This window comes from Rurimicrobium arvi (genome assembly GCF_039540495.1).
Lineage (GTDB): Bacteria > Bacteroidota > Bacteroidia > Chitinophagales > Chitinophagaceae > Rurimicrobium > Rurimicrobium arvi.
This window is the reverse complement of sequence record NZ_BAABEZ010000022.1, coordinates 1,067,477-1,092,790: the sequence shown is the minus strand read 5'-3', so window position 1 is coordinate 1,092,790 and position 25,314 is coordinate 1,067,477. Positions and strand designations below refer to the sequence as shown.

Annotated in this window: 26 protein-coding genes; 9 read left to right on the top strand and 17 right to left on the bottom strand. The window is 48.2% G+C overall.

Translation table 11 applies throughout. The annotated features are described in order from the left end of the window. Positions 1 to 48: 48 nt before the first annotated feature. On the bottom strand, positions 49 to 411 hold the full coding sequence (locus tag ABD846_RS11565) for a winged helix-turn-helix transcriptional regulator (protein WP_344827004.1): 363 nt from the start codon (positions 409 to 411) through the stop codon (positions 49 to 51). A 131-nt stretch (positions 412 to 542) separates the two neighbouring features. On the opposite strand from ABD846_RS11565, the gene ABD846_RS11560 reads away from it, so the two are divergent. Both ABD846_RS11560 and ABD846_RS11555 read left to right on the top strand, forming a co-directional pair. Then, positions 543 to 905 (top strand): DoxX family protein, encoded by a 363-nt coding sequence (locus ABD846_RS11560; RefSeq protein WP_344827001.1) that lies wholly within the window; start codon positions 543 to 545, stop codon positions 903 to 905. 127 nt (positions 906 to 1,032) lie between these two features. Then, positions 1,033 to 1,746, top strand: coding sequence for a DsbA family oxidoreductase (locus ABD846_RS11555; RefSeq protein WP_344826998.1), 714 nt, complete (start codon positions 1,033 to 1,035; stop codon positions 1,744 to 1,746). A 251-nt stretch (positions 1,747 to 1,997) separates the two neighbouring features. On the opposite strand, the gene ABD846_RS11550 is transcribed toward ABD846_RS11555, so the two are convergent. Beyond that, positions 1,998 to 3,008, bottom strand: a complete 1,011-nt coding sequence (locus ABD846_RS11550; RefSeq protein WP_344826995.1) for a LamG-like jellyroll fold domain-containing protein — start codon at positions 3,006 to 3,008, stop codon at positions 1,998 to 2,000. A gap of 242 nt (positions 3,009 to 3,250) precedes the next feature. On the opposite strand from ABD846_RS11550, the gene ABD846_RS11545 reads away from it, so the two are divergent. Further along, on the top strand, positions 3,251 to 3,754 hold the full coding sequence (locus ABD846_RS11545) for a PH domain-containing protein (RefSeq protein WP_344826992.1): 504 nt from the start codon (positions 3,251 to 3,253) through the stop codon (positions 3,752 to 3,754). 11 nt (positions 3,755 to 3,765) lie between these two features. Here the strand turns inward: ABD846_RS11545 and ABD846_RS11540 are convergent, their stop codons facing one another. The 7 genes from ABD846_RS11540 to ABD846_RS11510 form a co-directional block, all read right to left on the bottom strand. After that, complete coding sequence (locus ABD846_RS11540; protein WP_344826989.1) at positions 3,766 to 4,695, bottom strand: SRPBCC family protein; 930 nt, start codon at positions 4,693 to 4,695, stop codon at positions 3,766 to 3,768. A 246-nt stretch (positions 4,696 to 4,941) separates the two neighbouring features. Then, on the bottom strand, positions 4,942 to 5,325 hold the full coding sequence (locus tag ABD846_RS11535) for a hypothetical protein (RefSeq protein WP_344826986.1): 384 nt from the start codon (positions 5,323 to 5,325) through the stop codon (positions 4,942 to 4,944). Between the two features lie 105 nt (positions 5,326 to 5,430). Further along, the gene (locus tag ABD846_RS11530; RefSeq protein ID WP_344826983.1) at positions 5,431 to 5,622 is read right to left on the bottom strand and encodes a cold-shock protein; all 192 of its coding nucleotides are present in this window, start codon (positions 5,620 to 5,622) and stop codon (positions 5,431 to 5,433) included. A 55-nt stretch (positions 5,623 to 5,677) separates the two neighbouring features. Continuing rightward, positions 5,678 to 6,787, bottom strand: coding sequence for a DEAD/DEAH box helicase (locus ABD846_RS11525; RefSeq protein ID WP_344826980.1), 1,110 nt, complete (start codon positions 6,785 to 6,787; stop codon positions 5,678 to 5,680). A 34-nt stretch (positions 6,788 to 6,821) separates the two neighbouring features. Further along, positions 6,822 to 7,064 carry an RNA-binding protein gene (locus ABD846_RS11520; protein WP_344826977.1) on the bottom strand — a complete coding sequence of 81 codons (243 nt, stop codon included), beginning with the start codon at positions 7,062 to 7,064 and terminating at the stop codon, positions 6,822 to 6,824. Positions 7,065 to 7,421: 357 nt separating this feature from the next. Next, positions 7,422 to 7,688, bottom strand: coding sequence for an RNA recognition motif domain-containing protein (locus ABD846_RS11515; RefSeq protein ID WP_344826974.1), 267 nt, complete (start codon positions 7,686 to 7,688; stop codon positions 7,422 to 7,424). Between the two features lie 74 nt (positions 7,689 to 7,762). Beyond that, positions 7,763 to 8,488, bottom strand: a complete 726-nt coding sequence (locus ABD846_RS11510) for a fatty acid desaturase (protein WP_344826971.1) — start codon at positions 8,486 to 8,488, stop codon at positions 7,763 to 7,765. A gap of 329 nt (positions 8,489 to 8,817) precedes the next feature. On the opposite strand from ABD846_RS11510, the gene ABD846_RS11505 reads away from it, so the two are divergent. The 4 genes from ABD846_RS11505 to ABD846_RS11490 all read left to right on the top strand — a co-directional run bounded on the left by ABD846_RS11505 (position 8,818) and on the right by ABD846_RS11490 (position 12,360). Next, complete coding sequence (locus ABD846_RS11505; protein ID WP_344826968.1) at positions 8,818 to 9,144, top strand: rhodanese-like domain-containing protein; 327 nt, start codon at positions 8,818 to 8,820, stop codon at positions 9,142 to 9,144. A gap of 352 nt (positions 9,145 to 9,496) precedes the next feature. Continuing rightward, the gene (locus ABD846_RS11500) at positions 9,497 to 10,789 is read left to right on the top strand and encodes a T9SS type A sorting domain-containing protein (protein WP_344826964.1); all 1,293 of its coding nucleotides are present in this window, start codon (positions 9,497 to 9,499) and stop codon (positions 10,787 to 10,789) included. A 176-nt stretch (positions 10,790 to 10,965) separates the two neighbouring features. Continuing rightward, positions 10,966 to 11,715 (top strand): glucose 1-dehydrogenase, encoded by a 750-nt coding sequence (locus tag ABD846_RS11495; protein ID WP_344826959.1) that lies wholly within the window; start codon positions 10,966 to 10,968, stop codon positions 11,713 to 11,715. Between the two features lie 63 nt (positions 11,716 to 11,778). Beyond that, positions 11,779 to 12,360 (top strand): TetR/AcrR family transcriptional regulator, encoded by a 582-nt coding sequence (locus ABD846_RS11490; RefSeq protein ID WP_344826956.1) that lies wholly within the window; start codon positions 11,779 to 11,781, stop codon positions 12,358 to 12,360. 15 nt (positions 12,361 to 12,375) lie between these two features. Here the strand turns inward: ABD846_RS11490 and ABD846_RS11485 are convergent, their stop codons facing one another. The 6 genes from ABD846_RS11485 to ABD846_RS11460 all read right to left on the bottom strand — a co-directional run bounded on the left by ABD846_RS11485 (position 12,376) and on the right by ABD846_RS11460 (position 17,810). Beyond that, positions 12,376 to 12,672 carry a hypothetical protein gene (locus tag ABD846_RS11485; RefSeq protein WP_344826952.1) on the bottom strand — a complete coding sequence of 99 codons (297 nt, stop codon included), beginning with the start codon at positions 12,670 to 12,672 and terminating at the stop codon, positions 12,376 to 12,378. Positions 12,673 to 12,975: 303 nt separating this feature from the next. Then, positions 12,976 to 14,499 (bottom strand): FAD-dependent oxidoreductase, encoded by a 1,524-nt coding sequence (locus tag ABD846_RS11480; RefSeq protein WP_344826949.1) that lies wholly within the window; start codon positions 14,497 to 14,499, stop codon positions 12,976 to 12,978. Between the two features lie 149 nt (positions 14,500 to 14,648). Next, positions 14,649 to 15,125, bottom strand: a complete 477-nt coding sequence (locus ABD846_RS11475) for a CinA family protein (protein ID WP_344826946.1) — start codon at positions 15,123 to 15,125, stop codon at positions 14,649 to 14,651. A gap of 22 nt (positions 15,126 to 15,147) precedes the next feature. Then, a complete protein-coding gene (locus tag ABD846_RS11470; protein ID WP_344826943.1) occupies positions 15,148 to 15,801 on the bottom strand; it encodes a DUF6766 family protein in 654 nt (217 codons plus the stop codon). A gap of 217 nt (positions 15,802 to 16,018) precedes the next feature. Beyond that, positions 16,019 to 16,693, bottom strand: a complete 675-nt coding sequence (locus tag ABD846_RS11465; protein ID WP_344826940.1) for a YciE/YciF ferroxidase family protein — start codon at positions 16,691 to 16,693, stop codon at positions 16,019 to 16,021. 118 nt (positions 16,694 to 16,811) lie between these two features. Continuing rightward, the gene (locus ABD846_RS11460; RefSeq protein ID WP_344826937.1) at positions 16,812 to 17,810 is read right to left on the bottom strand and encodes a hypothetical protein; all 999 of its coding nucleotides are present in this window, start codon (positions 17,808 to 17,810) and stop codon (positions 16,812 to 16,814) included. 245 nt (positions 17,811 to 18,055) lie between these two features. Between ABD846_RS11460 and ABD846_RS11455 the strand changes: the two genes are divergently transcribed. Together ABD846_RS11455 and ABD846_RS11450 are read left to right on the top strand one after the other, a co-directional pair. After that, on the top strand, positions 18,056 to 19,765 hold the full coding sequence (locus ABD846_RS11455) for an RluA family pseudouridine synthase (protein WP_344826934.1): 1,710 nt from the start codon (positions 18,056 to 18,058) through the stop codon (positions 19,763 to 19,765). A 21-nt stretch (positions 19,766 to 19,786) separates the two neighbouring features. After that, positions 19,787 to 20,194 carry a hypothetical protein gene (locus ABD846_RS11450; protein ID WP_344826931.1) on the top strand — a complete coding sequence of 136 codons (408 nt, stop codon included), beginning with the start codon at positions 19,787 to 19,789 and terminating at the stop codon, positions 20,192 to 20,194. Positions 20,195 to 20,284: 90 nt separating this feature from the next. Here the strand turns inward: ABD846_RS11450 and ABD846_RS11445 are convergent, their stop codons facing one another. After that, positions 20,285 to 21,058, bottom strand: a complete 774-nt coding sequence (locus ABD846_RS11445) for a DUF6515 family protein (protein WP_344826929.1) — start codon at positions 21,056 to 21,058, stop codon at positions 20,285 to 20,287. Between the two features lie 142 nt (positions 21,059 to 21,200). Further along, a complete protein-coding gene (locus tag ABD846_RS11440) occupies positions 21,201 to 24,998 on the bottom strand; it encodes a T9SS-dependent choice-of-anchor J family protein (protein WP_344826925.1) in 3,798 nt (1,265 codons plus the stop codon). Between the last annotated feature and the right edge of the window lie 316 nt (positions 24,999 to 25,314).

Genomic DNA, 25,314 nt, shown 5'->3' with positions numbered 1-25,314 from the left:
AGACTTACAATAGTCCCGGCAGTTTCACCACGCATGTGAAACCGGTTCTCAGCTTTTCTTAAACAGGAATTTCCGGTGCGTAACACCCCAGGTGGAGATCGCGTCGATCACGGAGCTTAATGTCTTACCATGTTCCGTGAGTTCGTATTCCACGGTGATCGGTTTGGTAGGCATCACCGTGCGGACCACTATCTGGTTTTGTTCCAGTTCCTGCAGCTCTTTAGAGAGCATTTTGGCGGCAATACCCTCTATTCCGCGCAGCATATCCATAAAACGCACCCGGCCATACAGCAGCAGCCATCCGATGATCTGAATTTTCCATTTCCCCGATAGCAGGACCATCGTATCCCGGATCGCAATTAACTGTTCCCTGCAATCCGGTGCCGGCGGGGCAGTTTTTTTTACGTTCATAGAACTCAAAAGTACTGCAAGCACTGTGCCAATGGCAACCTGATTTCCTGCAGGAAACTAATTTCAGAAAGGAAACAGATAACTATTGTAAAGTGGCCGGAAAATAATTTTGTGTCATTAATAGCTGAATCATGCAAAAAGAAAAAAGAATTTATTGGGTAATCACGATTATTACGATGGCTTTGATCGTGCTTCCGTCGTATTTTGCTCCGCGGGAATACCTGGTGGAAGCCATACACAGAATGGGTTTCCCGGATTATTTCGGCCTGGAACTGGACATCTGCAAGATCGTCGGTGCGATCATCATCCTGATACCTGCCATACCCACGATGTTTAAAGAATGGGCTTATGTCGGTTTTGGAATATTGCTGCTTTCCGCAAGTCTGGGGCATTGGATCGCTGATGGTCCGGTAAAGGGTGTCGCACCATTGATCCCGTTTGCGATACTCAGTGTATCGTACTATTATTTCAGAAAACTGAATTATGCCCGGTAAGAAGCCTGCGGTAATAGCAGTCATTTTGTTGACGTTGATTGCCGTTCATTTATATGGCGGGAGCGTCATAACCGGAATGAATGAATTGAAAAGCAAGAATACCAATCATAGCGAAAAGCAGAAAAAAATGAAAATAGAAATCTGGAGTGATGTGATGTGCCCGTTTTGCTATATCGGCAAAAGGAATTTTGAAGCTGCGCTGGCACAGTTTCCCGGCAGGGAACATATAGACGTGAAATGGAAAAGCTTCCAGCTCGATCCTTCGATTCCCGAGGTGCCGCAGCACCGGGAAAATGTGTATCAGTTTGTTGCTTCCCGGAAAGGAGTCAGCTATGAACAGTCGGTACAGATGCATGAGCAGGTGGTGAAAATGGCTAAAGATGCGGGTCTCGACTATCATTTCGATAAAGTGCTCGTGACAAATTCCCTGAAAGCCCACCGGCTGATCCAGTTTGCGAAGACAAAAGGACTCGGTGAACAGGTGGAAGAGCGTTTGTTCCATGCATACTTTACGGAGGGAAAGGATCTTTCCGTTGATGCGGTGCTGACGGAACTCGGCAGCGATATCGGACTGACGCACGATCAGGTAACAGAAGCGCTTACCGACCCGACTTTTCTGCATAAGGCGGAAGCCGATGCAGCGGAAGCAGGTGAGCTGGGGATAACGGGAGTTCCGTTCTTTGTGATAGATCGCCAATATGGCATCTCCGGCGCACAGCCGGTTGCCGGAATGCTCCGTGTATTGCAAACCGCTTATGCAGCATGGCTGCAAAGCAATTCCGCTCCGTTACAGGTGGTTGATGGTAAGACCTGCACGCCAGGCAGTGAGTGTGCGGAATGATGTTGATTAAGGAATAATCATTTCCCGTTGTGTCTGCCAGGTTCTGAAAGTATTCATTAACGCGCTTCGTTCGGGATGGAGAGGCTGCCGGTTCGCATCCGGTCATTTCTAACGATAGTAATAAAAAAGTTCCCCTTAAAACCCAACGCCCCTGCTACCTTATAATATAAGCAGGTAACAGGGGCGGGAAATAATACGGTAAAAATAGGAATGTACCCGTGTGTTTGTCGCTCCGGGCTCAGGCAGCGGCGCTATTGCTTGATCACTTTCACCCGCATCAGCACATCATCGGTTTGGTAAGTAACAAGGTACATGCCTGCTGCCAGGTGGTCTACAGCAACCTGCTGACGATCCAGGCGGGCAATCTGCAGTAAGGTTCTGCCGGACAAGTCGGTAATCGTCAATACGCCTCCCATATCCCGGTTGTTCAATCCTAAAACGAGTTCGTTGCGTACCGGGTTGGATAAGAGCGGCAGTACTTCTGCATCCTTCAGCTCACGAATGGACAACTGCGGGTTTGCTTCGCTGCACACAGAGTCGATTTCCAATGTATTGAGCGCCCTGTTGTAAATGCGTATTTCATCCATCGCGCCGTTGAACCAGTAAGGATAGCTGGTATTGTCGTGCTTGCCCAGGAAAAGATCCTGCGTATTGGTGCCAATGCTCGTTGCGGTTGCGAAGGAATGCCGCAACACGCCGTTTACATACATCTTGGCGGTTGCGCCGTCGAATATATAAACGAGGCAATCCCATTGTCCCTTGATAATGTAGGGTGGGTTATTCCTGATCGCTTCGGATGGAATCTCGTTGTAGAACTGTCCGTAATAATTTTGTTTGGTGGAATCCTGAACGTTGCAGTCGCCGCCGGAAATGGAAGTATGGAACCGTAAGCTGTAGCTGCCGCTGATATAGTCCGGACTTCCTTTATCGACGATGCTGTTGCCATAGCAGGTGCCGTTATAAAAGCCACCCACATTTACCCTTGCACAGATCGTTATCTGCGCATCGCATTGCAGGGTTGCATCATTGGGGATACGCATGTAATTGTCGACTCCGTTAAACTGATAAGCGCTGTTGGGATTGCCCCACTGATCGCTGGTGAGCGTCGCGCCGAAGTTGAGGGCGTGGTTGGCATTAGGACTTGCATCCAGCGTGTTGCCTTTAAATGGCAAATAGAGCATTAAGCCCTTATTCAGGTCTACCTGCGCAAGGAGCGCAAACGAATTTACGATGCAAAACAGGGAGAGTACAGTTGTCTTCATATGTATAGCTGGTTATGATACGAATATATAAAAAAGTTCTTAACGGGACTTGGTTTTATGGGTTCAGTTCATGATAATTTTTGCCCATCGCAGTCAGTGATATTCAATTGATTCGTGTTATCATTGCATTGCGGCCTGTCGTTAGGTGCCGTTAATCCGGAGGCATGCACCTGGTTGCCGGTTACCAGAGTGTATTAAAGGTCGTATCGAAAATAATTATCAAAGCACCAATTGTTACCTGAATGATACACAGAAGCCGCTTGCAGCATGTTGCTCACTTATGGTACCCGTTGCTTGTTGTCGGTTCGCTGATTGCGTACGCTGCCATTAGTTACAAGAGTGAGGACCTGTGGGTTTTCCGGGTGTATTCCGGCATTTTGATCCCGCCGCAGTTGTTAGTAGTGGCATTGCTTCATTTAAAATATACGTCTGCAAACAAAGGAATGGAGCTTACGCTTGATACCGCTCGCGGAGTTGCCCGGGTCCGCAGGAATGGTCAGGAGTTTTGTGTCGGTAAGGGCGATGTACAGAAGTGTGTGTGGTACGTATCCCCGAAGCGGTATTATAAAGGGACGCTACGTGTTGCTTTATGGGATGAATACCAACACCTGGTTGTGGAATTGCGGGATGGCAGCAGGGTAGTGATTTCCAGCTTGCTTGCCGATCCGGAAGAAGTAAGCTCATTACTCAATGCCGAAACAACAACACGTATCTGGTTCCCTGTTCTGTTCAGGCGATTTGTTTAGCGGGGGATGTGTCACGATTGTACCGGGGATGCGTTGTGCTCTGCGCTTTTCTTTATGTGTGCCAATACTCTTCTGTGGATAGTGTGGACGATGTATTCGCTCCAAAGCTGCCAGTAAAAAGCGGGACTGATGTTGTGGTAATACCAGGTAGTTCCCTCCAGCTGTGTGTTGCCGTTCGGTAGTTTCGTCAACTTAAATTGCCCTTGTTTCGAAATAAAGTAGTCGTGGAGGTGAGGCGCATCAATATCCCAGAAGCTTAATTCTTTCATGGGTTCAGGCTGCTCCTCTACCCTGAATTTTAAGAGATGAGGTGGGTCCCAGACTGTGATTGGTTCCACAAAACTTCCGGTGGTGAAATTGCAGTACCTGACAGCGTTCCGGCCTTTTCCTACGATTGTCGCATGTGTCGGGTAGGCAATTCCTGCTTTGAAAATAAATTCATCCGGTTCATCCAGTTGCGGAAACTCAAGCACATTTTGCCAAACCACTTCGGGTGCTGCATGGATTTCTATGCTCGTTGTAACAGAGACCAGAGCCGGTTGATGCGCTTCCTCGATAAATGCGACTGCTGGTATGGTGCAGGTTAATAGTATTAACACCGGCACTGCAGTGTTCCGTTTTTTATTCACGATTCCTGCACCCAGTATACTTCCGATCCAGGTAAGCAGCAAACCTACAGGTGCAGCCATTGCGATGCAGATGAGTCCTTCAATGGCAAAGAGTAAGAGACACGCAATATAAATGAGCAATGTAAGGAATGCGATCCGCCGTGCTGTCCGCGGAATAATACCTCTTTTATATCCGTATAAAATTGAAGAGCCTGCACCGATAAAGAGTGGCGTAAGAATAAACAGTGCTATTCCATACTGTCCGATTCCATAAATGCCCCAAAGCGTCAATAGCTCCGAGATAATAACGGTTATGCCAATTGAAATCCACATTCTTTTTGAATCGTTATTCGGTGCTGCGCTTCCCATATTTTTTGTTGCGGTGGTACGGAAAAAATTTAAAGTTATGTATTAGATGGCGAAGCGATGGAATAAGTCGTCGATTGAGAGCAGCTGCCAGGCTTGGTGCATGCTGTAAAATTGGCTCGTTTCTGTACTCTCTCGTAGATTCTTTTCAATATGACCTTCTGATTTTTTAATGTTTAATGATTTTTTTGCTTGCTCATCGTTTGCGGTTTATCAGTTAGTTTTTCCGGCAAAGCCGCCGCAGGGGTGCGGGAGGGTGTCCGGTGTTCCGGCAAGGTCGCCGCAGGGGTGCAGGAAGCAATCCGGCGTTCCGGCAAAGCTGCCGCAGGGGTGCGGGAAGGTTTCCGGTGTTCCGGCAAGCTCGCCGCAGGGGTACGGGGAGCTTTCCGGTGTTCCGGCAAAGGCGCTGCAGGGCTGCGACTGAGTTTTCTGCTGATCTGCAAAGGCTAAGCCACCTGCGGGGGCGCATGGATCTGTGTGTAAGCGTTCCTGAGGGTTATTTTTTAAATAATCTGTTTTGGTCGAAAGGCGTGCCAGTGAAATCAGGTGCGGCGTATCGCCACAGAATATTGTCTCACCGTCAAACGGACGGCTCATCAATGACACTGCTATTGGGTAGCAGCGATAAAATACATTAGCTTTTAAGCATAAAAAAAGGGTTAAGACAGCCTGTCTTAACCCTTTCTCAGTAACGGGATTTGTTTACGCCAATCTAACGTTAACAGCGTTCAATCCTTTACGACCTTGTGCTACTTCGAATACCACGCTGTCGTTTTCCCGGATTTCACTTTGGAGTCCGCTAACGTGAACAAAAATATCTTCAGAGCCATTATTAGGGCTGATAAATCCGAAACCTTTTGATTCATTGAAGAACTTTACTTTACCTTCTTGCATTGTTTGATTTTTATGTTGATTATAAATGTACTGATTATTATTGTAATTGTAACAACTACCAGGTTTGTACGGGCACCTGAAACCCGATAAGGCTCTGTATCTGTTTCAGATCAGACCTTTCGTCTTTTCCGCAGAAGGATATCGCAACGCCGTCTTTACCTGCTCTGCCGGTCCTGCCGATCCTGTGAACATAGGTTTCTGCAACATTCGGCAATTCATAGTTTACCACGTGCGGCAGCTCATCGATATCAATGCCTCTTGAGGCGATATCTGTGGCTACCAGTACGCGTATCCGGCTGTTTTTAAAATCGGCGAGTGCCAGCTGGCGGGCATTCTGCGATTTGTTTCCATGTATGGATGCTGCCTGTATACCGGTCGCACCTAATTGCTTCACCAGCTTATCGGCACCGTGTTTCGTCCTCGTGAATACCAGCGAACGCAGAATAGATGCATCTTTCAGCAGGTGGATCAGCAGGCGTGTCTTTTCTTTCTGCTCCACGAAATATACAGATTGCTGTATAGTTTCGGCAGTGGAAGAAACAGGAGTTACCGTTACTTCCGCCGGATTGTTCAATATCGAATCGGCGAATTTACGGATGGCTTTAGGCATCGTAGCGGAAAAGAACAGTGTCTGTCTTTGCGCCGGTACTTTTGTAAGGATACGCTTAACATCGTTGATGAAGCCCATGTCGAGCATGCGGTCTGCCTCGTCGAGCACCAGGATTTCCAGTTTGGAAAGACTGATATAGCCCTGTTGTATCAGGTCGAGCAGGCGGCCCGGAGTCGCAATGAGCACTTCCGGATTTTTCTTTAACCCTGCTACCTGTTTGCCCTGCGGCACGCCTCCGAAAATCGACAGCGTACGTGTTTGCAGATACTTGCCATAGGTAGTAAAGTTTTGCTGGATCTGCAGCGCGAGTTCCCTTGTGGGAGTCAGTATTAATACGCGGGTTGCGGAAGCTGCGTTACGTTGCTGCATTTTTTGTAACACCGGAATCGCAAAAGCTGCGGTTTTTCCGGTTCCGGTCTGAGCACAACCGATCATATCGCGTCCTGCTAATACGTAAGGGATGGCTTTGGACTGGATCTCTGTAGGAGCAGAATATCCGGCTTCAGCTACTGCCTTTTGTATTGCGGGTGATAATGCAAATTGATCAAAATTCATGTTTAATTTTCCCGGTGATACCGGTCTCTAATGTTTACGAACCGTTTTGTATTTCATAGACACGCAAAAAACGATTCATAAAATTGATCGTGTCTAATTTATTAATGGCGGTATTCCCGTCGTAATCTTTTTTAATATCCACATAAGCGACCCCTTCCGATCTGCCATTCCGTGTTCTGCGGATATCTACCTGTGTGATGCACCCAAAAGCGACAAACAATTGGTACAATGCACGCTCTGTTACCTCAAAGGGCAAGTTTTCTATACATAACCTCATAAAAGATAATTTATGTAACGATTTAGTATTCCCTTACGGCACCAGACGAAAAGGGACTCTGAAATGAAAAAGAGGCAAAACTACCGACGATGCACATTATGGATGAACCCGCATGAGTGGGGCGCAGCATGAAATGCGTGAGTAAGCTAATTGAGCAACCCGGTAACTGAGATGGCGGAAACTGAAAAAGAGAAAAACCTGAAATTCTAAACTAAAACAGAGAAGGCAAGGCAGGAACCTATCAAACTTCGAGAATGTAAAGGTAATACTATTTATTTGATTTGAGCAAAATATTTTTAATATTGTTGTTGTGGCAGGTAAATAGTAATAATTCCGGTAACACTGCAACAGACATTATCAATACAGATCCCTGGGATCACTGTACCCGGACATCGCTTCGCTCACCTCGAGATAGTTTTCTTTAAATTTTTTATTGTCCAGAGAGTGTATTGCCCGGTTGCCGGCGTCTTCGTCTCCCATGGATACGAATCCAAATCCTTTCGACAGGACGTTGTTTTGCTCCATGACGATCCGTACGGATTCGACTTCACCGAACTGCCTGAACAGCGCTTCAATTTCCGGTTCCGGAATAGTGGGGGGTATATTGCCGATATAGATATTCATATGCTTTGTTTATCGTTTAAGTTTTTCAGTAAGTATTTGCTGTACGCTCTCCGGGTGACCACGGATTCATTCAGTTACCTGCAGATTTTAATGACTTTAAAGTGGTCCAGCACTCTCATGCTCTGATAGCCCATATCCCATTCAAACCACCTTGTGGCATTATTCGGCCGATTGGGGTGCCTGTGGTGATTATTATGATAGGCCTCTCCCCAGAAAATCAGATCCACGGGAAGTATATTTTTTGATGTGTCGGTAAGATTGAAATTCTCGTAGCCGAATTTATGCGCCCACCAGTTGACAATTATTCCCTGCAACGATCCCATTGCGATGGTAAACGGCAGTACCAGCCATTGCCACCATGCGTTGGCCAGCAAGGCATAGATCACTATATATACCATTACCCAGCCTAAGCGAGCCCAGCCACTGTGCGCTATTTTGTCAAATCGGGTCCATTGCGGCAGGTTCTTTTTATACTTATCGTCAGCTGTCGATTTGCCGGTATAAAGATCTTTATAGTTATTCCGTGTAAGCCACATCAGCAGAAAGGCATTTTCTTCGTTATGCGGAGAATGCGGGTCGCCGGCTTTATCGGTGTGCGCATGATGCAAGCGGTGCATTAAGCCATAGGTATAAGCACTGATGTAAGAGGAACCCTGCGTGATAAAGCAGCCTACGTAGAAGAACTTTTCCCAGCCGCGGGACATGGTGAACATATTATGCGCAGCGTATCTGTGGTGGAATATGGATTGAAAAAACAAGGATGTGTACCAGTGTACAATAAAAAAAAGAAGAATGCCCATAATGAGATTTTAGGAAGACGTAGGAGATCTCGATTATGCAGGAAAGCAAGACAAAGAAAAGCGAACGTGATCGTTGCGAGAAATGAAGTTAGCTTTTTTTAATGATCTTTCAAAATTAAATGATAACAAATAGGTTCGTTGTTCATATAGTACCTGCATTACGCAGCTGATGAATCGGCACGGGAAAGTATGAGTAGGAAAGGTGACAGGCATCTCCGGATCAGGTGGATTAAATGCAGCAGTTACTCCGCACCGGAACCGCATTTACTGCTGACTACAGTTCCCGATCATGCAGGGAAGCCTATCTTTGGGCAAATAAATTTTAAAGAATGAACGCAGACCAGCAACCATCGATAGCCGTAGCGGCATTAAAGTCTTTATTGGCCGAAGCTCCCGAGTCGGTGCTTGTTGTCGATGTACGTAATCCCGATGAGTATGCACGCCAGCATATCCCCATTGCAGTCAACATTCCCGTAAATGAATTGCAGGACCGGCTTGCTGAATTGCCTGCCGGAACGAAGATCGTAACGGCCTGCGGCAGCGGCGGGAATCGTTGTAAGATCGGAGCCGCGAAACTGAGGGAACTCGGTTTCGCGGATGCAGCTTTCCTCAGCGGAGGAACAGTGGCCTGGCATGAGGAGCAGGGGAAATCGTAATCGGTCACAAGCGGCTTCTGAAAGTAAGAAAAGCACTCTGGGCGCTTCCCGTTTGCTGTGCGATCAGCATACGGCTGCCCGGAATGGAGGGTACCGTATTTTCTATATTCTGTTACACCATATCCGGTTGTTACCAGTCGTGTAGCGTATGCTTAGATTGACAAAGAAAATTCGGAGAATTTTTCTGCTCAGGAATCACTGTTGGTAAGTGTTTTAAGGTATCGGCGTGTCGTGTGGTATATTTTGTGTATTCCGGATTCTCTCGGGAAGTTTATAATAATCTATATTTCGTGAAGGTTGGATTTTGAAAATCTTACCTTTTTTTCTAATATTGTTTTATAAACTACAGAACATGAAAGAGATTTTTACTGGTTTGACTTTTTGCTTCACCGTTTTAACAGCGGGAGCCCAAGTCTCCACACTCTCCGGTTCCGGTATTGCGGGCTACCTGGATGGAACTGCAACGTCTGCTCAATTCAATTATCCGAATGGTATCGGAATGGATAAAGCAGGTAACTTTTATGTTGCCGACTGGAATAACCATATGATCAGGAAGATCAGTCCCACAGGTGTGGTATCTACCTTTGCAGGCACCGGCGTGCGCGGGTATATGGATGGTCCGGCTGCCACCGCACAGTTTAATGATCCTTGGGGAATTGCAGTAGACGGATCTGATAATGTATATGTGGCCGATGCAAAGAACAATGTGATCAGGAAGATCACGCCGGCCGGAATAGTGAGTACACTCGCAGGATCAGGTATTGCGTCGTTTGCCGATGGTACAGGGACAGCAGCCAGTTTCAATTATCCCGCAGGAATCGGCGTGGATGATGCAGGGAACGTTTATGTTGGCGATGGCAATAACAACCGTGTGAGAAAAATCACACCCGCCGGTGTTACCACTACCGTAGCAGGAGACGGTAGTATGGGTTCTACGGATGGTCCTGCTGCATCCGCCAGTTTTTATGGACCTAATACAATGGTGATCACCTCCACGGGTGATATCTATATAACCGATGTGGGTAACTGCCGGATCCGCAAAATAAGCGGCGGGTACGTTACTACGTTTGCTGGCAGCACTATGGGAACCGCAGACGGGAAGGGAACAGCAGCACAGTTCAATAAGCCACATGGCATTTTGCTGGATGCTGATGGTACTTTTTTTGTTGCGGACACGGAGAATAACCGCATCAGGAAAATAGCAGCGGACGGAACTGTCACCACGCTTACCGGTTCTGCCGCAGGCTTTAGTGATGGTCCTTTCAATACTGCATTATTTTCTATTCCCAAATGTATCGCCAGTGACAAAAAAGGCAATTTATACATTACCGATGAGCATAATAACCGGGTACGTAAACTAACTGGTGTCGCTACCGGAGTTAAAGAAGCCACCGGAACCCGGGAAGTCTCTCTTTACCCTAACCCTGCGAAGGATATGATCGATATACATTGTCCTGCTGCAGAAGCCACCGCGCAGATCCAGGTGTACAACATGCTGGGGCAGCTTGTTTTGGAAAAGACCGTTGCTACACCGAATTATCAATTGAATGAGCGAATCAGCCTGAGCCAGCTTACCCCCGGCAACTACAGCCTGCAGGTCATCTCCGGTAATACAAAGTCAGCAGGCACTGTAAGCAAATATTAGTCGGTACTTTCGCCGGAAGACCGATAGAAAAGTTCCGTGTATGGCTCACGGAACTTTTTTGTTATCACTAGTTACTATACCGCTATAAAACAATGTTAGGCTCATTTTGGAACGTTTATTCCGGAATTGCTGTACGTTTGTGGAATAATCATTCCAAAATAAAAACAAACCAACAAATGAAAAAATTAGCAAACAAAGTAGCGGTAGTAACAGGTGCATCCAAAGGAATAGGCGCGGGTATTGCGCGTCAGCTTGCTGCAGCCGGAGCAGCGGTGGTGGTAAACTATGCGTCGTCAAGAGAAGGGGCTGAAAAGGTGGTCGCAGACATTACCTCGAACGGTGGAAAGGCAATAGCGGTTCAGGGAAGCGTACGCGACGAAGCGGACGTCGCAAAGATATTCGAGGAAACAAAGCAGGCTTTTGGTCCGGTAGACATCCTTGTGAACAATGCAGGTGTGTATAAATTCGGGGCCATCGACGAACTGAGCGCAGATGATTTTCATACGCAGTTCGACACGAATGTGCTGGGCTTATTGCTCACCACGAAGAAAGCATTGCAGCATTTTAACCCGGACGGCGGCAGCATTATCAATATCGGATCTGTGGTAACGAATATCGCTCCTCCCGGAAGCGCTATCTACACGGCCACCAAAGGTGCTGTGGATGCAATCACGCATGTGCTGTCGAAAGAACTGGGCGGTCGGAAGATCCGCGTAAACTCGATTAATCCGGGAATGGTGGAAACCGAAGGAACACATGCCGCAGGATTTATCGGGAGCGATTTCGAAAAAGAAACGGTACGGAACGCCCCGCTCGGCAGAATAGGACAACCGGATGACATTGCAGATGTAGCGGTGTTCCTCGCTTCTGAAGATGCAAGATGGCTTACCGGGGAAACCTTGCTTGCAGGCGGTGGTGTACGCTAAGGAACCTATCAGTTATCGTAAAATTGGATAGCTTTGCTTTGTAAAGAGCAAAGCTATTTTGTTATGGCAAGAACGAAAGATTTTGATGAACAGGAGGTGCTTGCCAGGGCGATACAGTTGTTCTGGCTGAAAGGCTATAACGGTACCTCCATGCAGGACCTTGTCACACATCTGGGTATCAGCCGCTCCAGCTTATACGACACTTATACCGATAAGCATACATTATTCCTGAAAGCGCTTGAAAGTTACCGCAAGGCGGGCGAAGCGCGTATCCGCGATATTGTCGAGCATACAGATTCTGCGAAGGAGACAATCAGGAAACTACTGGAACTGGTTACCCGCGACCTGCTGAGCGATCAGCAGCAAAAGGGTTGTTTCATCGTAAATGCCGAGGTGGAAGTGGCTGCCCACGATAAGGAGGTGAGCGAACTTGTCTGCAGTAACGACAGGAAGATGGAAGAAGTATTTTTTCAGGTGGTGCAGAAAGGGCAGCAGTCCGGTGAGATAAAAAATAGAGAGGATGCCCGTGCGCTGGCAAGATTTATATTCAATTCGGTAAAAGGAATGCGCGTCACCGCCAGATCTGCGGCCGACAGCGGCATATTCGGAGACATCATTGCACTCACTATTTCTGTATTGCAGTAGCAGCGCCTCCGGCCTTTAATAATAGCTTTCCACAGCGATCATCCCGATCTCGTTAATGACCTCGTCTAAATGTTGCGTCAATGCCGTGCGCAGATAAAACGGGTCGGCAAGCGTTGCATTATTTTTCATTTGCTGCAGTTCGTGTATCTTATTCACGATGTTTTCATTTTCCGGAAATCGAAAATGTACCTCCTCCAGTAGTTTTTTATACTCCCTGAACAAGGCTTGGGTCATATTGTCCTCCAGCTGATCTGCAAATTTCCGGACCAGAAAGCTAAGCTCAATGAATCCGAACTGTAAGAAATTTTTCATTTTATATCGGTTTAGTTAACAGATGCCGATTTTCATTCTTCCCCGCAACCGGCTTGAGGTATACAGACAAGCGTACGCCTCGCAGTAACAACTGCAGGTACAGGCACTATTCCGGATTGTTTGGATAGTTACGGGTAACAAGACGCTATTGACATCTTGCATAAATGAGAAAACCGGTGAATGATTTCAAGCAGGTTAAAAAGGTGCGCTGTGCAATATGTCGGACGGCTGTATTGAGCGGTGGGAGCGGTTTGTCAGCTTACATTTAAAATCGACTATCGTCGGTTGGTATACATAAGTATACTAATCTTTATTAAAGGTAAGCTTTTTTAATGGTTTATTGGCCGGTCCGTTCAGGATTTCTCCACTTATCGAGAAGCGTGCGCCATGGCAGGGGCAATCCCAGGACAATTCACTTTCGTTCCACACTACTGTGCAGTGTGCGTGTGTACATGTTGGCAGTATTGCGTGAACGTGATGATGCTCGTCTTTATAGAACGCAATCTTCTGGTTATCCAGTTCCACAAGTTTAGCCTCACCTGCAGCGACATCAACAAATGCATCGATATGTTCCGATGAAAATTTACCTGAAACAAACTCTTTGACCACATCCGCATTTTCCTTTACAAAATTATGAAATGCTGCCGCGGGTTTGATGCGCGAAGGATGGAACAGGTGCTCAAATCGCGAAGAACCATTGACGATGAGATCCGATATAATGCTTGCCGATAGGGTACCGTAGATCATTCCGTTACCACCGAATGCCGTTGCGACAAATACATTTTTCCCCTTACCCGGCATATGACCGATAAATGGAAGTCCGTCTACTGACTCATAATATTGCGAAGACCATTTGAAAGAAACTTCAGCGATATCAAAATAACTGCGTACGTATGACTCTAAGCGGCGGAACGGAGCATTTGTGTTCTCTTCGTGGCCGGTTTTGTGATCTTCACCACCGGCGATCAGGTATTGCTCTCCGTCTATCACATGCGTACGGAAATAGTGATACGGGTCACATAGATCATATAGAAGGTGATCAGGGTAGCTGTTATCTTTCAGCTTGCAGGCAATCACATAGCTGCGATAGGGCGCACACCGGAAGTGGATCATATTGACGCCCGTGGGTATGTGTGTGGCAAACACCACATTCCGTGCTTTGATAATTCCCAATGAAGATTGCACATTCAGAATTTCGCCGGGAGCGATCGCATCGGCTTTGCAATGTTCCAATACCACACCGCCGGCATGCTGAAATTGCTCTGCAAGGGCGTGAATATAGGATACAGGATGAAACTGTGCCTGGTCTTTTGCCTCTGCTATCCGCAAATAGGGCATGGTGATCGGGGCGTTCACCACATATTCCATATCCACACCATGCTCTTTGCACGATGTAAGAATGTCGTCCAGTTCTTCTACCTGTTTTTGTTTTACTGCATATAAGTAAGCCGGTAGTTTCCGGTAATCGCAATTGATGGAATACCGTTTTACGCGGTCTTCAATTGCAGACATAGCCAGTTTTACACCATCGGCAAGCAACTGTGCATTTTGCGCACCGAAGTTTTTTTGCACGCGCCAGAATGGTTCATCCACGAATGTATTCAGATGAGCAGTGGTGCCGCCGGTAGTCCCGAATCCCAGCGTATGTGCTTCGATCAGCACGCATTTTTTGCCTGCCTGCTGCAACTGCAGCGCCGTCGATACTCCTGTGATACCTCCTCCGATGATCAATACGTCGAATATCTGTTCATTGAAGGGCTGATGTACCGCTGTAAAACGTTCTGTGGATTGCCAAATGCTTGTATTGGCCCCGTCTCTGCTGATCATGTTGTTTGAATTTTATAATGGCTGGATGTAACTTTTTTTTATGCCGACGTTTAATCGCATGCTGTCGCTTCACCAAAATTCTTTCAAATTGCGGCGGAATATTTTCCAGCATTACACAATTTGTTTACACATTACGATACAGTACGGTATCACGAAAGACGTCTGATGATGAGCTCCGCGGCTTTATCGATAGACTGGGTAACGACTGATTGGGGTTTCCCCCCGAATACACCTCTGAATGCCACTGCGCCATCCGGGAATTGTATATGCAGGAATATTGTTCCTACCGGCTTCTCTTCGTTTTCACTGCCACCAGGACCGGTGAGGCCCGTTACCGCAACGAGCACATCCGTATTGAAGATGGGCATGCCCTGCTGTGCAAGCGCTGCTGTTACCTCCGCGGATTCAGCTGTATAGGTTTTGATCAGTTCCGCAGGAATTTTCAGCAGGCTTTCCTTTACGCACGCGTCGTAGCATACGATACCACCTTTCAGTATCTCGCCCGATTCCCCGCACATGGAAAATTCGGCGCACATGCGGCCAGCCGTGGCGCTTTCGATAAAAGCAATTGTATAGCCTTTTGCAGCGAGCAGTTTGCTGCATTGTCGTACTGAATCTGAAATCATCTTGCGTAGTTTTTAAGGTCAGTTATTTCCCGGTTTCACTATTAGAAGCATCTACTGGCTTGGACTGGGGAGAGCCTTTCTGGCGCAGGTAAATAGAAAATACGATCAGTATAAAAACCGATAAAAATTCACTCTGCCAATTCTGAAACGATTCGAACCAGAAACGCGGATCGCCTATATAATCGGAAGCGCTTACGGGTAACTCCGCTTTCAGCGCCCGTTGTTCATTTTCGTCCTTGAAACTGCCATAGAAGTGCAGCGTAAAAGAAATAATAAACAACAGGAAAAGGCTGAGTGTAAGCGAGCAGGAATACAGTTTCAGAAGCAAACCTCCCTTTTTTACCGGTGCCGGAGCTCCGGGCCGGTGTGGATCCGGCTCCCGGTCCACTTCCTCCTGCTTGTCTAAATCTTTGGATTCAGAAGATCCCTTTTGTTGCAGGAAGATCGTAAATACGACGAATAAGGCCATTTGCAGGAATTCACTTTCCCAGTTTTCAAACGTGGCTTCTATGAAATGGCCGGTATGCAGATAATCCGGGAAAGAGACCGGAGCTGCATTCTGATTCATCCGGTCTTCATTATATTCCGAAAATCCGAGTCTGGCCTGTCCCGCTATGGCGCACAGGAATATCAATCCGAATACGATCGAGAGTCCGTTGTTCCTGAAAAATTTCATTGTGTTATTGTATGGGTCGGTAGTTGATGTGCATCAAAAAAAGTGGCAAAATAGTTTTGCCACTTTTTTCTCAACAAACAGATGATGTCGCATTATCCATGCTGTATGAACCGGAACCTGCATAGATACACAAGATCTGTTCATGCCAGCTACACAATGCTAATCGAGTTTTGAAGATCTGTATTTATAGAAAACGCAGGGTTTAATGCTGCGCGGTTTATTCTTCTTCCTCTGCTTCTACGGGTTCTTCAATAGGTTCATCCTGTTCTTCTTCCGTATCTTGTTCTTCCTGCTCAGGTTCGTCGTAGTCGGCCATCGGGTTTACTTCGGTTTCTGCAATTTCAGAGAGCATTTCATCTGCATCGCTTTCTTCCATCAGTGTTTGTTCCAGCAGATCGGCTGCATCGTCGTGACCAAGCGTCAGAGCTACCTGCAGCAGGCTGCCATAAGCGGCAATCTCGTAATGCTCTATTTTTTGCGCGGAAATAATGATGCCGGCATCGCGTGTCATAGATCCTTCCGGTGTTTCTTCAATCATCTTATTGCCTTCTTTCACCAGTGCTTCCATCACCGGACACTTGACCGCTTTCGCGTCTTTGCCCAATAACTGGAACACCTTTTCAAGGCGTCTTACCTGCTTTTTGGTTATGTGCAGGTGATCTTCCAAAGCTTCTTTTAATGACTCCGTAGATGCCGCTTCAATCATTTTGGGAAGTGAAGCAACGATATGTTGTTCTGCCCACAAAGTGTCCTTCAGGATATCTTCAAACATTTTTTCAAACGGAGAATTTTCCTTGGAGGCAGCTTCCTTCATTTGTGTCGAGGCGCTTTTACGCGATCTTGCGGCCGTAGTTTTACCTGCAGCGGAGTTGCTGGTCTTTTTTGTGCTCACGCTTGCTTTTTTTGCAGCGGGTTTTGATTTTGTTGCGGTTGCCGTTTTCATTGCTTAATTAGAAAAGAGGTTAAAGAAATAACGGCGGCTACTTTATTCACCGCCGTTTATTATTCAGTTAACGTCCGCGACGGCTGTTGTTGTTGTCCGTACGGGAAGTGCGCATGCGGTCGCTTTTTGATTGAGAAGCGAATCCTTTCTTGCCGGAATTTCTGGAAGTGTAATCCTCGTTATTGTTGTTGCGGGACTGCATACCATTTCTGCCGTAAGAAGAAGAGGAGTCGTTTCTTTCATCGCGTGACCAGCTGTTGCCCCAATTGCCGGAGCCATTGCTGTTGCCGCCACGTCCGTAGGAAATGTCAGAATTGTTGCGGAGATTGTTGGAGCCGCTGCGACCATAATTGCTGTTTCCGTTGCGGGAAGAACCGTAGTTGTTGTTGTTATTGTTGTTGTTGGAATTGCGGGAAGATCCGGATTGCCAGTTATATTGGTTATCGTTGTTCTGGTATTGTCCGCGGTTAGTGTTGTTGTTACGGCTGCTTCCGTTACGGCCTGATGTGCCGTTTTCGCTATGGTTCCATCCGTTCTGACTGCCATATCCATATTCGTTGGAACGACGTCCGGAACCGTTGTTGCCATACCCGTAGCTTTCGCGGCCGTTACGTGCTGCAGTACGTTGTGTGTTGTTGCGATCGGATTGGTTATAGTTGCGGCTACTTCCGTTTGAAGAATTGCCACGGCGGGAATAGCCGTTCATATCTTCATCATATCCGTATTTGTGGCGACCATTCTGATTGTCATCTTGACCATAATGCTCGTCATCTTCGTATTGGTCGTCGTACTCGTTTTCAAAATCGTCTTCTGTATCGTATTCGTCCTGATCTTCGAAATCTTCGTTATAACGGTTGCGCGTTTCGTAGTCGTGATCATGATCGTCGTGACCATACTGATCGTGCTGGTCGTACTGATGTGTGTCGTATTGGTCGTTTTCCTGGTAGTTATCTTCACTACCGTAACGGCTGTTTTGAGTTGAGTAGTTTGTTGTGTTGCCGGAGTTGCGACGGCGGCCGGAATCTGCTCCTGCTGAATTGCGGCCATTTTGAGTTGATTGTCTCATAAAAGTTTTGGTTTTAATTATTTTAAGCATTAATCACATCACAAAGGACGTAACGGATAGAGTGCTGTCTGTTGTCGGATTTGTTACAGAAATTTACAGAATACCCACATGGGTATAAAGCCATAATGATGTAATAACGAAGTGATGTTTTTTTCGTAATAATAACATCCGAAAAGGCGGATTGAGGGAGGTCTTTTTAGAAAATCGTCATTTAAGCAATACTTTTGCGGTTTCAATAAATTAAGTTGACAACGCGCGACGACAACAGAGTGCATTATTTCCCGGCAGAACAGATAAGCGATATTACGCTTCCGGAGCGCTTTACTTTTCCGTTTTATTACGAACCGCATCCATTGGCGCTTATAGCTGCCGAAGCATTGCAGCATTACCTGGAAAATGAAGTTGTACTGGATCACAATTTCGGACTGGAGGGAGATGCGCAGGAATCGGTGATCGGGAAGATGTTTGGTGTGCTGGTGGTGCAGGATAAGGAGGGTAAACCTGGTTATTTGTGGGCTTTCTCCGGGAAGCTTGCCGGTACAAATGACCATGCCCGCTTTGTGCCTCCTGTATTTGATATGCTTGTCGAAGAGGGCTTCTTCCTGAAGGAGCAGGAGTTTATTATTGCGATCAGTTCCCGGATTCGCGAGCTGGAATCAGATCCCCGGTACCTGCAATTGCAGGCCGCGTTTAAAGAATATTCCTCCCGGTTTGCAGAAGATCTGAACTGCATGCGGCAGGAGATGAAGCGCAATAAAAAGCACCGGGACGAATTGCGTGTATCGCTTTCGCTGCAAAGCGATGGGGAGGCACGCCTGAAGCTGGAGTCCGGGCTGGTCAATGAAAGCCTTCGTGATAAGCGGCAGCTCCGCGAGATGATTTCCCGTCAGGAGGCGCAGCTGGCCGAATTGCAGGTCCGGCTTGATGTGCACACTGCGAAGATCGATGCATTAAAGAACGAGCGCAGGGAACGCTCAGCGGCATTGCAGGAACAATTATTCACACAGTATGTGTTTTTAAACAAGGACGGCAGGGAAAGAAGTCTTCGTGATATATTCAGCGCGACTGCTTTCGGAAAGCCTCCTGCGGCAGCCGGAGAATGCGCGACACCCAAATTGTTGCAATATGCGTTCCGTAACGGTTACCGGCCAATCGCCATGGCAGAGTTCTGGTGGGGCGCATCACCCAAATCGGAGATTCGAAAGCACAGGCAATTCTATCCCGCCTGCACCGGGAAATGCAAGCCGATACTCGCGCATATGCTGAGTGGTATTCCTTTGGAAGAGAATCCCTTCCTGCAGACAACTTCCGGAGAGCGCGGCTTATCTGTCCTATATGACGACGCACATTTTGTGGTGATTCACAAACCGCATGGGTTACGTTCTGTGCCCGGAGTGAATATTGCAGATTCTGTATATAGTCGTCTGAAACAACTGTGGGATGGGGCGGAGCCGCTTATGGTGCATCGTCTGGACATGGATACTTCAGGGCTGCTGGTGGTGGCCCGTACACCGGCCGCACATAAGCATATACAAAAACAGTTTCTGCAAAGGACGATCAGGAAGCGCTACACGGCCTTACTCAGCAAACCCCTGGAGGCAGATGAAGGCGTAATTGAACTGCCGTTGTGTGCCGATCCGTTTAACCGGCCGAGACAACTGGTGGATTTCGAAAAGGGGAAAAAGAGCATTACGCGATGGTGCGTAACAGAACGTTCCGGACAATTCACGAAAGTATCTTTCTGGCCGCTTACGGGCAGGACGCACCAATTACGTATGCATGCTGCGCACGAACTGGGATTGAATGCACCTATTGTCGGCGATGATCTTTATGGTACACCGGCGGAACGGATGTTTCTGCATGCCGCCGAACTGGAGCTGGTTCACCCTGTTACCCGGCAACGGATGCTGTTTCAGATAGCCGACGATTTCCCGCGGCCGGATTCCATATCTTAGTGGGTAAACCCATGTGCCACTATGAAGGCGATTGCTTTTTTCTTCGGACTTAATTGCCTGAATGGAGCTGCTCACGCGCAGCAATCCCCGGCAACCACCCCGGCGCGCGATACTCCGCGCATTATTTATGCTCATCTTCAATTGCGTCAACCCAAGTATCGGGAGGATATTCCCGGGTATGTGCTGGAGCATTTTCGCCCCGACCGCAGTGTTGTTTACGGAAGTTGTTTATTGAAGCTCCGTATTGATAAATATGGCCACCAGTACGGGCGGCCGCAAGTTGTCCGGTCGCATTCGCGGAAGCTGGATCGCGAAATGAAGCGTATAGCGGCAACTATGAAGGATTGGGAGCCTGCCGTAAATGTACATACCGGTAATTCTGTCGCGTGTGTAACGGAGGTGGTATTTTCCGTTCCCCGGAAATTATGATCAAATGCAAATCGCGGCCCGCTTTAGTTTACAGGCCGCGAATGCATAAGGGCAAAGTTTACTTATCTGAACGTGTGCTATTGCCACCCGTCAGTTGCCGTATATGTCATCTTGCTGCGATTGCTGGCTTTGCTGATTGTTGCCCTGATAATTGTTGTTTGGATAATTGTTATTGTTCGGATAGTTATTGCTGTTATTCATCGGCTGGGTGTTCAGCACACCATTTTTGCCGACCACTTCATAAGCGGTATAGCCGTTGTTGTCCGTAAAAGGCTGGTAATACACGCCGTTGTACTCATAGTACTCCACACCGTCAATGATGACAGATCTGCTGCCTGAAGGGATGTTCGGCACAGATGCACCGAGCGGTGGTGCAATCACGGAGTAACCGTTGTTATAGGGTTGGTAGAAGGTGCCGTCGGCATAATAATACCGGTTGGATCCCCAGTAGAACGGATAATATCCCAGCGGTAATGTGCCCAGCCATATGCCGACACGGGGGTAATAATAAGGCCGGTAATACCTGTTCCAGCCCCATCCGCCGCGAAAGCCGCCACGGTAAAAGCCCCGGTCGTAATATCCGCCACGATAAGCGCCGGAATAGCCGCCTCTGAACGGGACGCCAGCTCCGTAACCTCCGTGGAATCCGCCATAACCACCTCTTGCAACTACTCCTCCGCCGTGAAAACCGCCTATCGGAGCTGCCCGGTATCCGCCGCCACCGTGAAAACCACCTCCGCCGTGGAACCCACCGCCCCCATGAAATCCGCCTCCACGTCCCTGCGCAGATGCGCTGTAGTTTGCCCCTAATAGAATCAGTCCTGCAACTGCGAGTCCTGCGAAATATCTGCCTGCCGTTTTCATAACCTTTGTTTATTCTTTGCCGTTTTGACTTGCAAACGTTTCCGCAGTTTAGTGGCCGTCCGGTAATGAATCGTTAACGATGTCGTACAAAAAAGCCGCCTTGTTTCAGAGGCGGCTTCCTTGTTGCATAGAAAAAAGTGAATTAACGCGAGTGTTTTACAATTTTCTGTTTTAGCAGTACTTCCTGGTTTTTCCCTTTCAGGGTGAGCAGGTACACGCCATCCGGTAGCGCGGAGCAATCCGTTTCTGTTTGCCGGATACCCTGCATTACCGACCTGCCCAGCAGATCGCTTAGCTCTGCCTCAAAAGGAACGGGGCATTCAATATGCAGTTTTCCCGATACCGGATTGGGGTAAATCCGCACCGTTTCGCTGAGATCGAACTGCGATACGCCGAGCGTTGAATCATTTACCGTTAGGGTGTTCGATTCGCCCGTACAACCGTTTGTGTCCGTTACGAGCACTTTATAGTTGCCGTTTAAAGTGAGGTTCAGGGTGTCGTCCGTACGTCCCGGCATTTCTGTGCCGTTGCGGAACCATTTATAGGCAACAAATCCGAACAGTGTGCTCAGCGTATAGCTTGTTCTGGTAATCAAGGGGTTCGGCGATGGTAAGATGGTAATGTTTACGGAAGCTGAGGTGTTTACGCATCCTTCCCTGGATCGCACCTTAACGCTGTATGTTCCGGAGTTACGGACAATCAGGCTTGAATCTGTGGACCCGAATACCGGTGCCCCGTAGCGTTGCCATTGGTAACTGAAGGAAGGAACAGGATTGGCATCCAGTCGTACCCCCTCGTTTTCGCAGGCTGTTGTAACCCCTCCGGGAATGGTAATCACCGCAACCGGTTTAGGGTTTATGGTTACGTTGATGCTGCGGGATAAGGCTTTGCAGGGAGCCGTTCCGTCATCGGCTGTAAGCGCATATGTGCCGGATGTCGTTACGTTGATCGATGCGCCGGTTGCGCCGGGAATGGGGACGTTGTTTCGCCTCCATTGGTAGGTAACTCCGGGTTTGGATGTGCCGGTGAGCACCAGTGAATCACCTTCGCAACCGAAACTGTCTTTAGGAGTGATGAGGTTTACGGTGAAGCCCGGATCTACCTGGCGCAACTCCACTTCGTTGGATATCGCCGGACAGGGGGAAACGGGAGAGGTTACTATTACTTTGTATTTGCCGGACGATGTGGCACTGAAATCGCTGAACTTCCATCCCGGTATCGGCGCGCCGTCTTTGATCCAGTCGTATACACCACCCGGGAAGTTGCTTGCATTCAGTTTTACGGTGTCTCCGAGACAAAATATTACGGGCGATGCGGAAGGACTGATCGACACCGGCGGATGCGGGGCGAACTGTGGTATGGAATAGATGCCGGACAAATTGGTGTCGTGCGAATTGCTGCAGACCACCCTTATGCGGTAGTCATATCCGCCCAGCGTGTCTGCTGCTAATGTTGAGTCGGTGGCCCCGGCTATATTTTTCCAGCTGCTGGTTCCTGAAGGGGTACGCTGCCATTGGTAACTGATCCCTGTGATTGCGCTGCTGGTCGCTCCGATGGTTTTCAGTGTGATAAAGGTGCCGGGGCAAACTCCTGTGCCCGAAGGCACCGATCCATCTATTGTACCCGCAACCGGCATGCCCGAACAGGGACGGAATTGCATTCCGATATCATCAATACTCATGTAAAACGGAACGCCTGTTGCATTGCAGTAGATGCCAAAGTTGTAGATGCCGGATTTACTTACACTGAAGGTGTCGGCATACTGAACAAAGGTTGTGTTTTTAGCATTGCTGACCGTTTTCAGCGTTGAAGTCATTGCCGCAGCCGTCGCATCGTTGCCATACTTTACGTTCAGCGTAGTCCAGCCGCTGAGTCCATCGTTCACGTACCAGAACGAAAAGATATATTGTACACCGGCGGTAAGCCTCATTGCGGGTGTGAAAATATAATCGTTGCAGGACCACCTGAAGAACGCATATTTACTGCCTCCGGGCGTATGGTTTGCCCTGCCGAGTGTACCCGGAGCTACCTGTGACTGCACGAATGTTCCTAGATTGGTGGCAGACATACATATAGGCAATGTATTCGGTGCATTAATGGATTCGAAGTTTTCAAAATAGGGTAAGTCGTAGGGGCCCGTGGGCACAAGTACCGAAGGCGAGATAGCTGAATCCCCGGTCAGTGAACACCGTACGATGCAGCGGAACCAGGTATTTACGCCAAAGGCGCCGGTAGTGAATGGCAGTGTATTTCCCCCGAAACTAGGCCGGCCCGGAGCATTGCTCCACCGGGAACCCACGCTGGAATCCTGCCATTCGTAGGTAAGTCCCAGGGCCGGTGGCATGGCGGGAAGATCGAGTTCTACCGAGCCTGAGCTGCAGATACGGATGGGTAATGCCGCCGGTGCACCGGTAAGCGGTTTGCCGCCGCAGGGTGGAACTTCCTGTAGTCCGATATCGTCAATAGTGAGTCTGTTGGGAGCAAGCTTACTGATGCAGTTGATACCGAAATACTGCACAGCGCTGCTTGTTGCAACAAAGCGAACTGTATACTTGCGATAGGCGGTGTTCGTCAGATTACTCAGTCGCGGGAACAGCTTAGTCGTCATGGCTGCCGCATTGGGAGCGCTTCCGTAATTCAGCGAAAGCGAATCCCATCCTGCAACGCCGTCGGTCACATACCAGAATGTAAACTCGTAGGTTTTGCCCGCAGTAAGCTGTATACCGGGCGTAAACAGGTAGTCGTTTGCGCTGAATAAAAATGATGCGTATTTGCTTCCTCCGGGTGTATGATTGATCTGGTTGGCAAATCCGGTTGGATTGATCTGTGTTTCCACACGCGCAGTGGCGCTCATACAATTCGGAAACTGGTTTACCGCGGTTATGCTCTCAAACGTTTCTGAATAGGGCGGGATGATCGCGCATTTTGTGGTCACGGAAACCGATTTTGATGTGTCTGAAAGGCTTACCGCAGCACAGATCGTTCTCCTCCTGTAATAGACAGTTTTACATGCAGACGGAGCTGCCGTGTAGGTAGTGGCGGTTGCTCCCGGTACCGGCGACCAGGGTCCTCCGCTGCTCACAATGGAAGAATCCCATGCGTAAGTAAGTCCGCTCACCGTTATTGTAGATCCCGTAACACTCAGGGTGGCCGTTGCGCCGGGACAGATGGCTGTCACTCCTGCTGAACTTACTGCAGTTCCGCCTGCCGGTCTGCTATTGCACGGAGGAGGTGGATTCCAGATGTAATTCAATCCGGAGGCTGGAGCTATGGTAGGGGAGACCGTCATTGATGCAGTGTTTAACGTACCTGCAGCAGATGCAGCCCAACTGCTGGTGGAGGTGCGGTTGTTGAAGTCCGTACTGCTGCCGCGCAGGCCCACCTGATTAGGAGAGGAAGTGGTAGCGGTGACGGTCAGGGTATTGTACACAACGCGTATTTCATTGGTGCTGGTGTTCAGCCGTATCTGAAATGTATAATTCTGCGCGGTGGAAAGAAAGTTCGCCAGGTTCGTCCATTGAAAAATCACTTCCGATCCGATTGTCTGCGTGCGTAGCGATGAACCTGTTTTGCCGGCCAGGTCGCGGCAGAACGCAGAAATGCCCGTTCTGGCTGCAGCATCGGTAGTTGAAATATATCCTGTACGCATTCCTCCTGTGGGACTTGTTGCCCCGAATTGAAGAAAGCCGTTCTCGCTTGCCCATACCTGTGTATATGCCGTTCCGAGAAACGTGAACGAAGGGATAGTGACTGAGAAAGAAGCATCGTCCATCGTAGCTCCTGAAGAAAGCAAAGTGCCGCCGGTAATGGGCGTGTAAGTGCCCGAAGCGCTTGAAAAGACATAAGACGCTGCCGTTTGTGCAACTGATCTGCCGGGAGATAATAATAGCGCTATTCCCAAAATGACAGTCAGCCTGAGCGTACATACAAAACGTTTCATAAAAATGTTTTTGTGTGGTGAGATAAATCCGCTCAGGCAACAGATGCAAATCTTACAGCCGGCGGCATTTTTTTAAATACATATACGGTTGCTTTTTTGTTGTGTATTTGCGGAATCCGGATGAAAACCGTTTTACGCGAATGCTGCAGGTCTGTAAGAGAGGCCGTATCAGCCGGGCTGTCTGGTAATCGTTGAATTCCGGCGTCAGACGTCTTTGGTTTCGGAAGGCGGGTGGCGCACTACGCAAGTCTGATACAAATGTGCAGCTGAAACGGTTAATATTGAAATAATTTCCAGACTTTTTTTTCTGGTCCTC

Excerpts from the sequence above, each read along its gene's own strand:
- ABD846_RS11555 (WP_344826998.1), top strand. The coding sequence starts at position 1,033 with ATGAAAATAGAAATCTGGAGTGATGTGATGTGCCCGTTTTGCTATATC.
- ABD846_RS11560 (WP_344827001.1), top strand. The coding sequence starts at position 543 with ATGCAAAAAGAAAAAAGAATTTATTGGGTAATCACGATTATTACGATG.
- ABD846_RS11440 (WP_344826925.1), bottom strand. The coding sequence starts at position 24,998 with ATGAAACGTTTTGTATGTACGCTCAGGCTGACTGTCATTTTGGGAATA.
- ABD846_RS11505 (WP_344826968.1), top strand. The coding sequence starts at position 8,818 with ATGAACGCAGACCAGCAACCATCGATAGCCGTAGCGGCATTAAAGTCT.
- ABD846_RS11480 (WP_344826949.1), bottom strand. The coding sequence starts at position 14,499 with ATGATCAGCAGAGACGGGGCCAATACAAGCATTTGGCAATCCACAGAA.
- ABD846_RS11460 (WP_344826937.1), bottom strand. The coding sequence starts at position 17,810 with ATGAGACAATCAACTCAAAATGGCCGCAATTCAGCAGGAGCAGATTCC.
- ABD846_RS11550 (WP_344826995.1), bottom strand. The coding sequence starts at position 3,008 with ATGAAGACAACTGTACTCTCCCTGTTTTGCATCGTAAATTCGTTTGCG.
- ABD846_RS11485 (WP_344826952.1), bottom strand. The coding sequence starts at position 12,672 with ATGAAAAATTTCTTACAGTTCGGATTCATTGAGCTTAGCTTTCTGGTC.
- ABD846_RS11450 (WP_344826931.1), top strand. The coding sequence starts at position 19,787 with ATGAAGGCGATTGCTTTTTTCTTCGGACTTAATTGCCTGAATGGAGCT.
- ABD846_RS11510 (WP_344826971.1), bottom strand. The coding sequence starts at position 8,488 with ATGGGCATTCTTCTTTTTTTTATTGTACACTGGTACACATCCTTGTTT.
- ABD846_RS11500 (WP_344826964.1), top strand. The coding sequence starts at position 9,497 with ATGAAAGAGATTTTTACTGGTTTGACTTTTTGCTTCACCGTTTTAACA.
- ABD846_RS11545 (WP_344826992.1), top strand. The coding sequence starts at position 3,251 with ATGATACACAGAAGCCGCTTGCAGCATGTTGCTCACTTATGGTACCCG.
- ABD846_RS11475 (WP_344826946.1), bottom strand. The coding sequence starts at position 15,125 with ATGATTTCAGATTCAGTACGACAATGCAGCAAACTGCTCGCTGCAAAA.
- ABD846_RS11540 (WP_344826989.1), bottom strand. The coding sequence starts at position 4,695 with ATGTGGATTTCAATTGGCATAACCGTTATTATCTCGGAGCTATTGACG.
- ABD846_RS11535 (WP_344826986.1), bottom strand. The coding sequence starts at position 5,325 with ATGAGCCGTCCGTTTGACGGTGAGACAATATTCTGTGGCGATACGCCG.
- ABD846_RS11520 (WP_344826977.1), bottom strand. The coding sequence starts at position 7,064 with ATGAGGTTATGTATAGAAAACTTGCCCTTTGAGGTAACAGAGCGTGCA.
- ABD846_RS11445 (WP_344826929.1), bottom strand. The coding sequence starts at position 21,058 with ATGAAAACGGCAGGCAGATATTTCGCAGGACTCGCAGTTGCAGGACTG.
- ABD846_RS11525 (WP_344826980.1), bottom strand. The coding sequence starts at position 6,787 with ATGAATTTTGATCAATTTGCATTATCACCCGCAATACAAAAGGCAGTA.
- ABD846_RS11490 (WP_344826956.1), top strand. The coding sequence starts at position 11,779 with ATGGCAAGAACGAAAGATTTTGATGAACAGGAGGTGCTTGCCAGGGCG.
- ABD846_RS11530 (WP_344826983.1), bottom strand. The coding sequence starts at position 5,622 with ATGCAAGAAGGTAAAGTAAAGTTCTTCAATGAATCAAAAGGTTTCGGA.
- ABD846_RS11515 (WP_344826974.1), bottom strand. The coding sequence starts at position 7,688 with ATGAATATCTATATCGGCAATATACCCCCCACTATTCCGGAACCGGAA.
- ABD846_RS11470 (WP_344826943.1), bottom strand. The coding sequence starts at position 15,801 with ATGAAATTTTTCAGGAACAACGGACTCTCGATCGTATTCGGATTGATA.
- ABD846_RS11495 (WP_344826959.1), top strand. The coding sequence starts at position 10,966 with ATGAAAAAATTAGCAAACAAAGTAGCGGTAGTAACAGGTGCATCCAAA.
- ABD846_RS11565 (WP_344827004.1), bottom strand. The coding sequence starts at position 411 with ATGAACGTAAAAAAAACTGCCCCGCCGGCACCGGATTGCAGGGAACAG.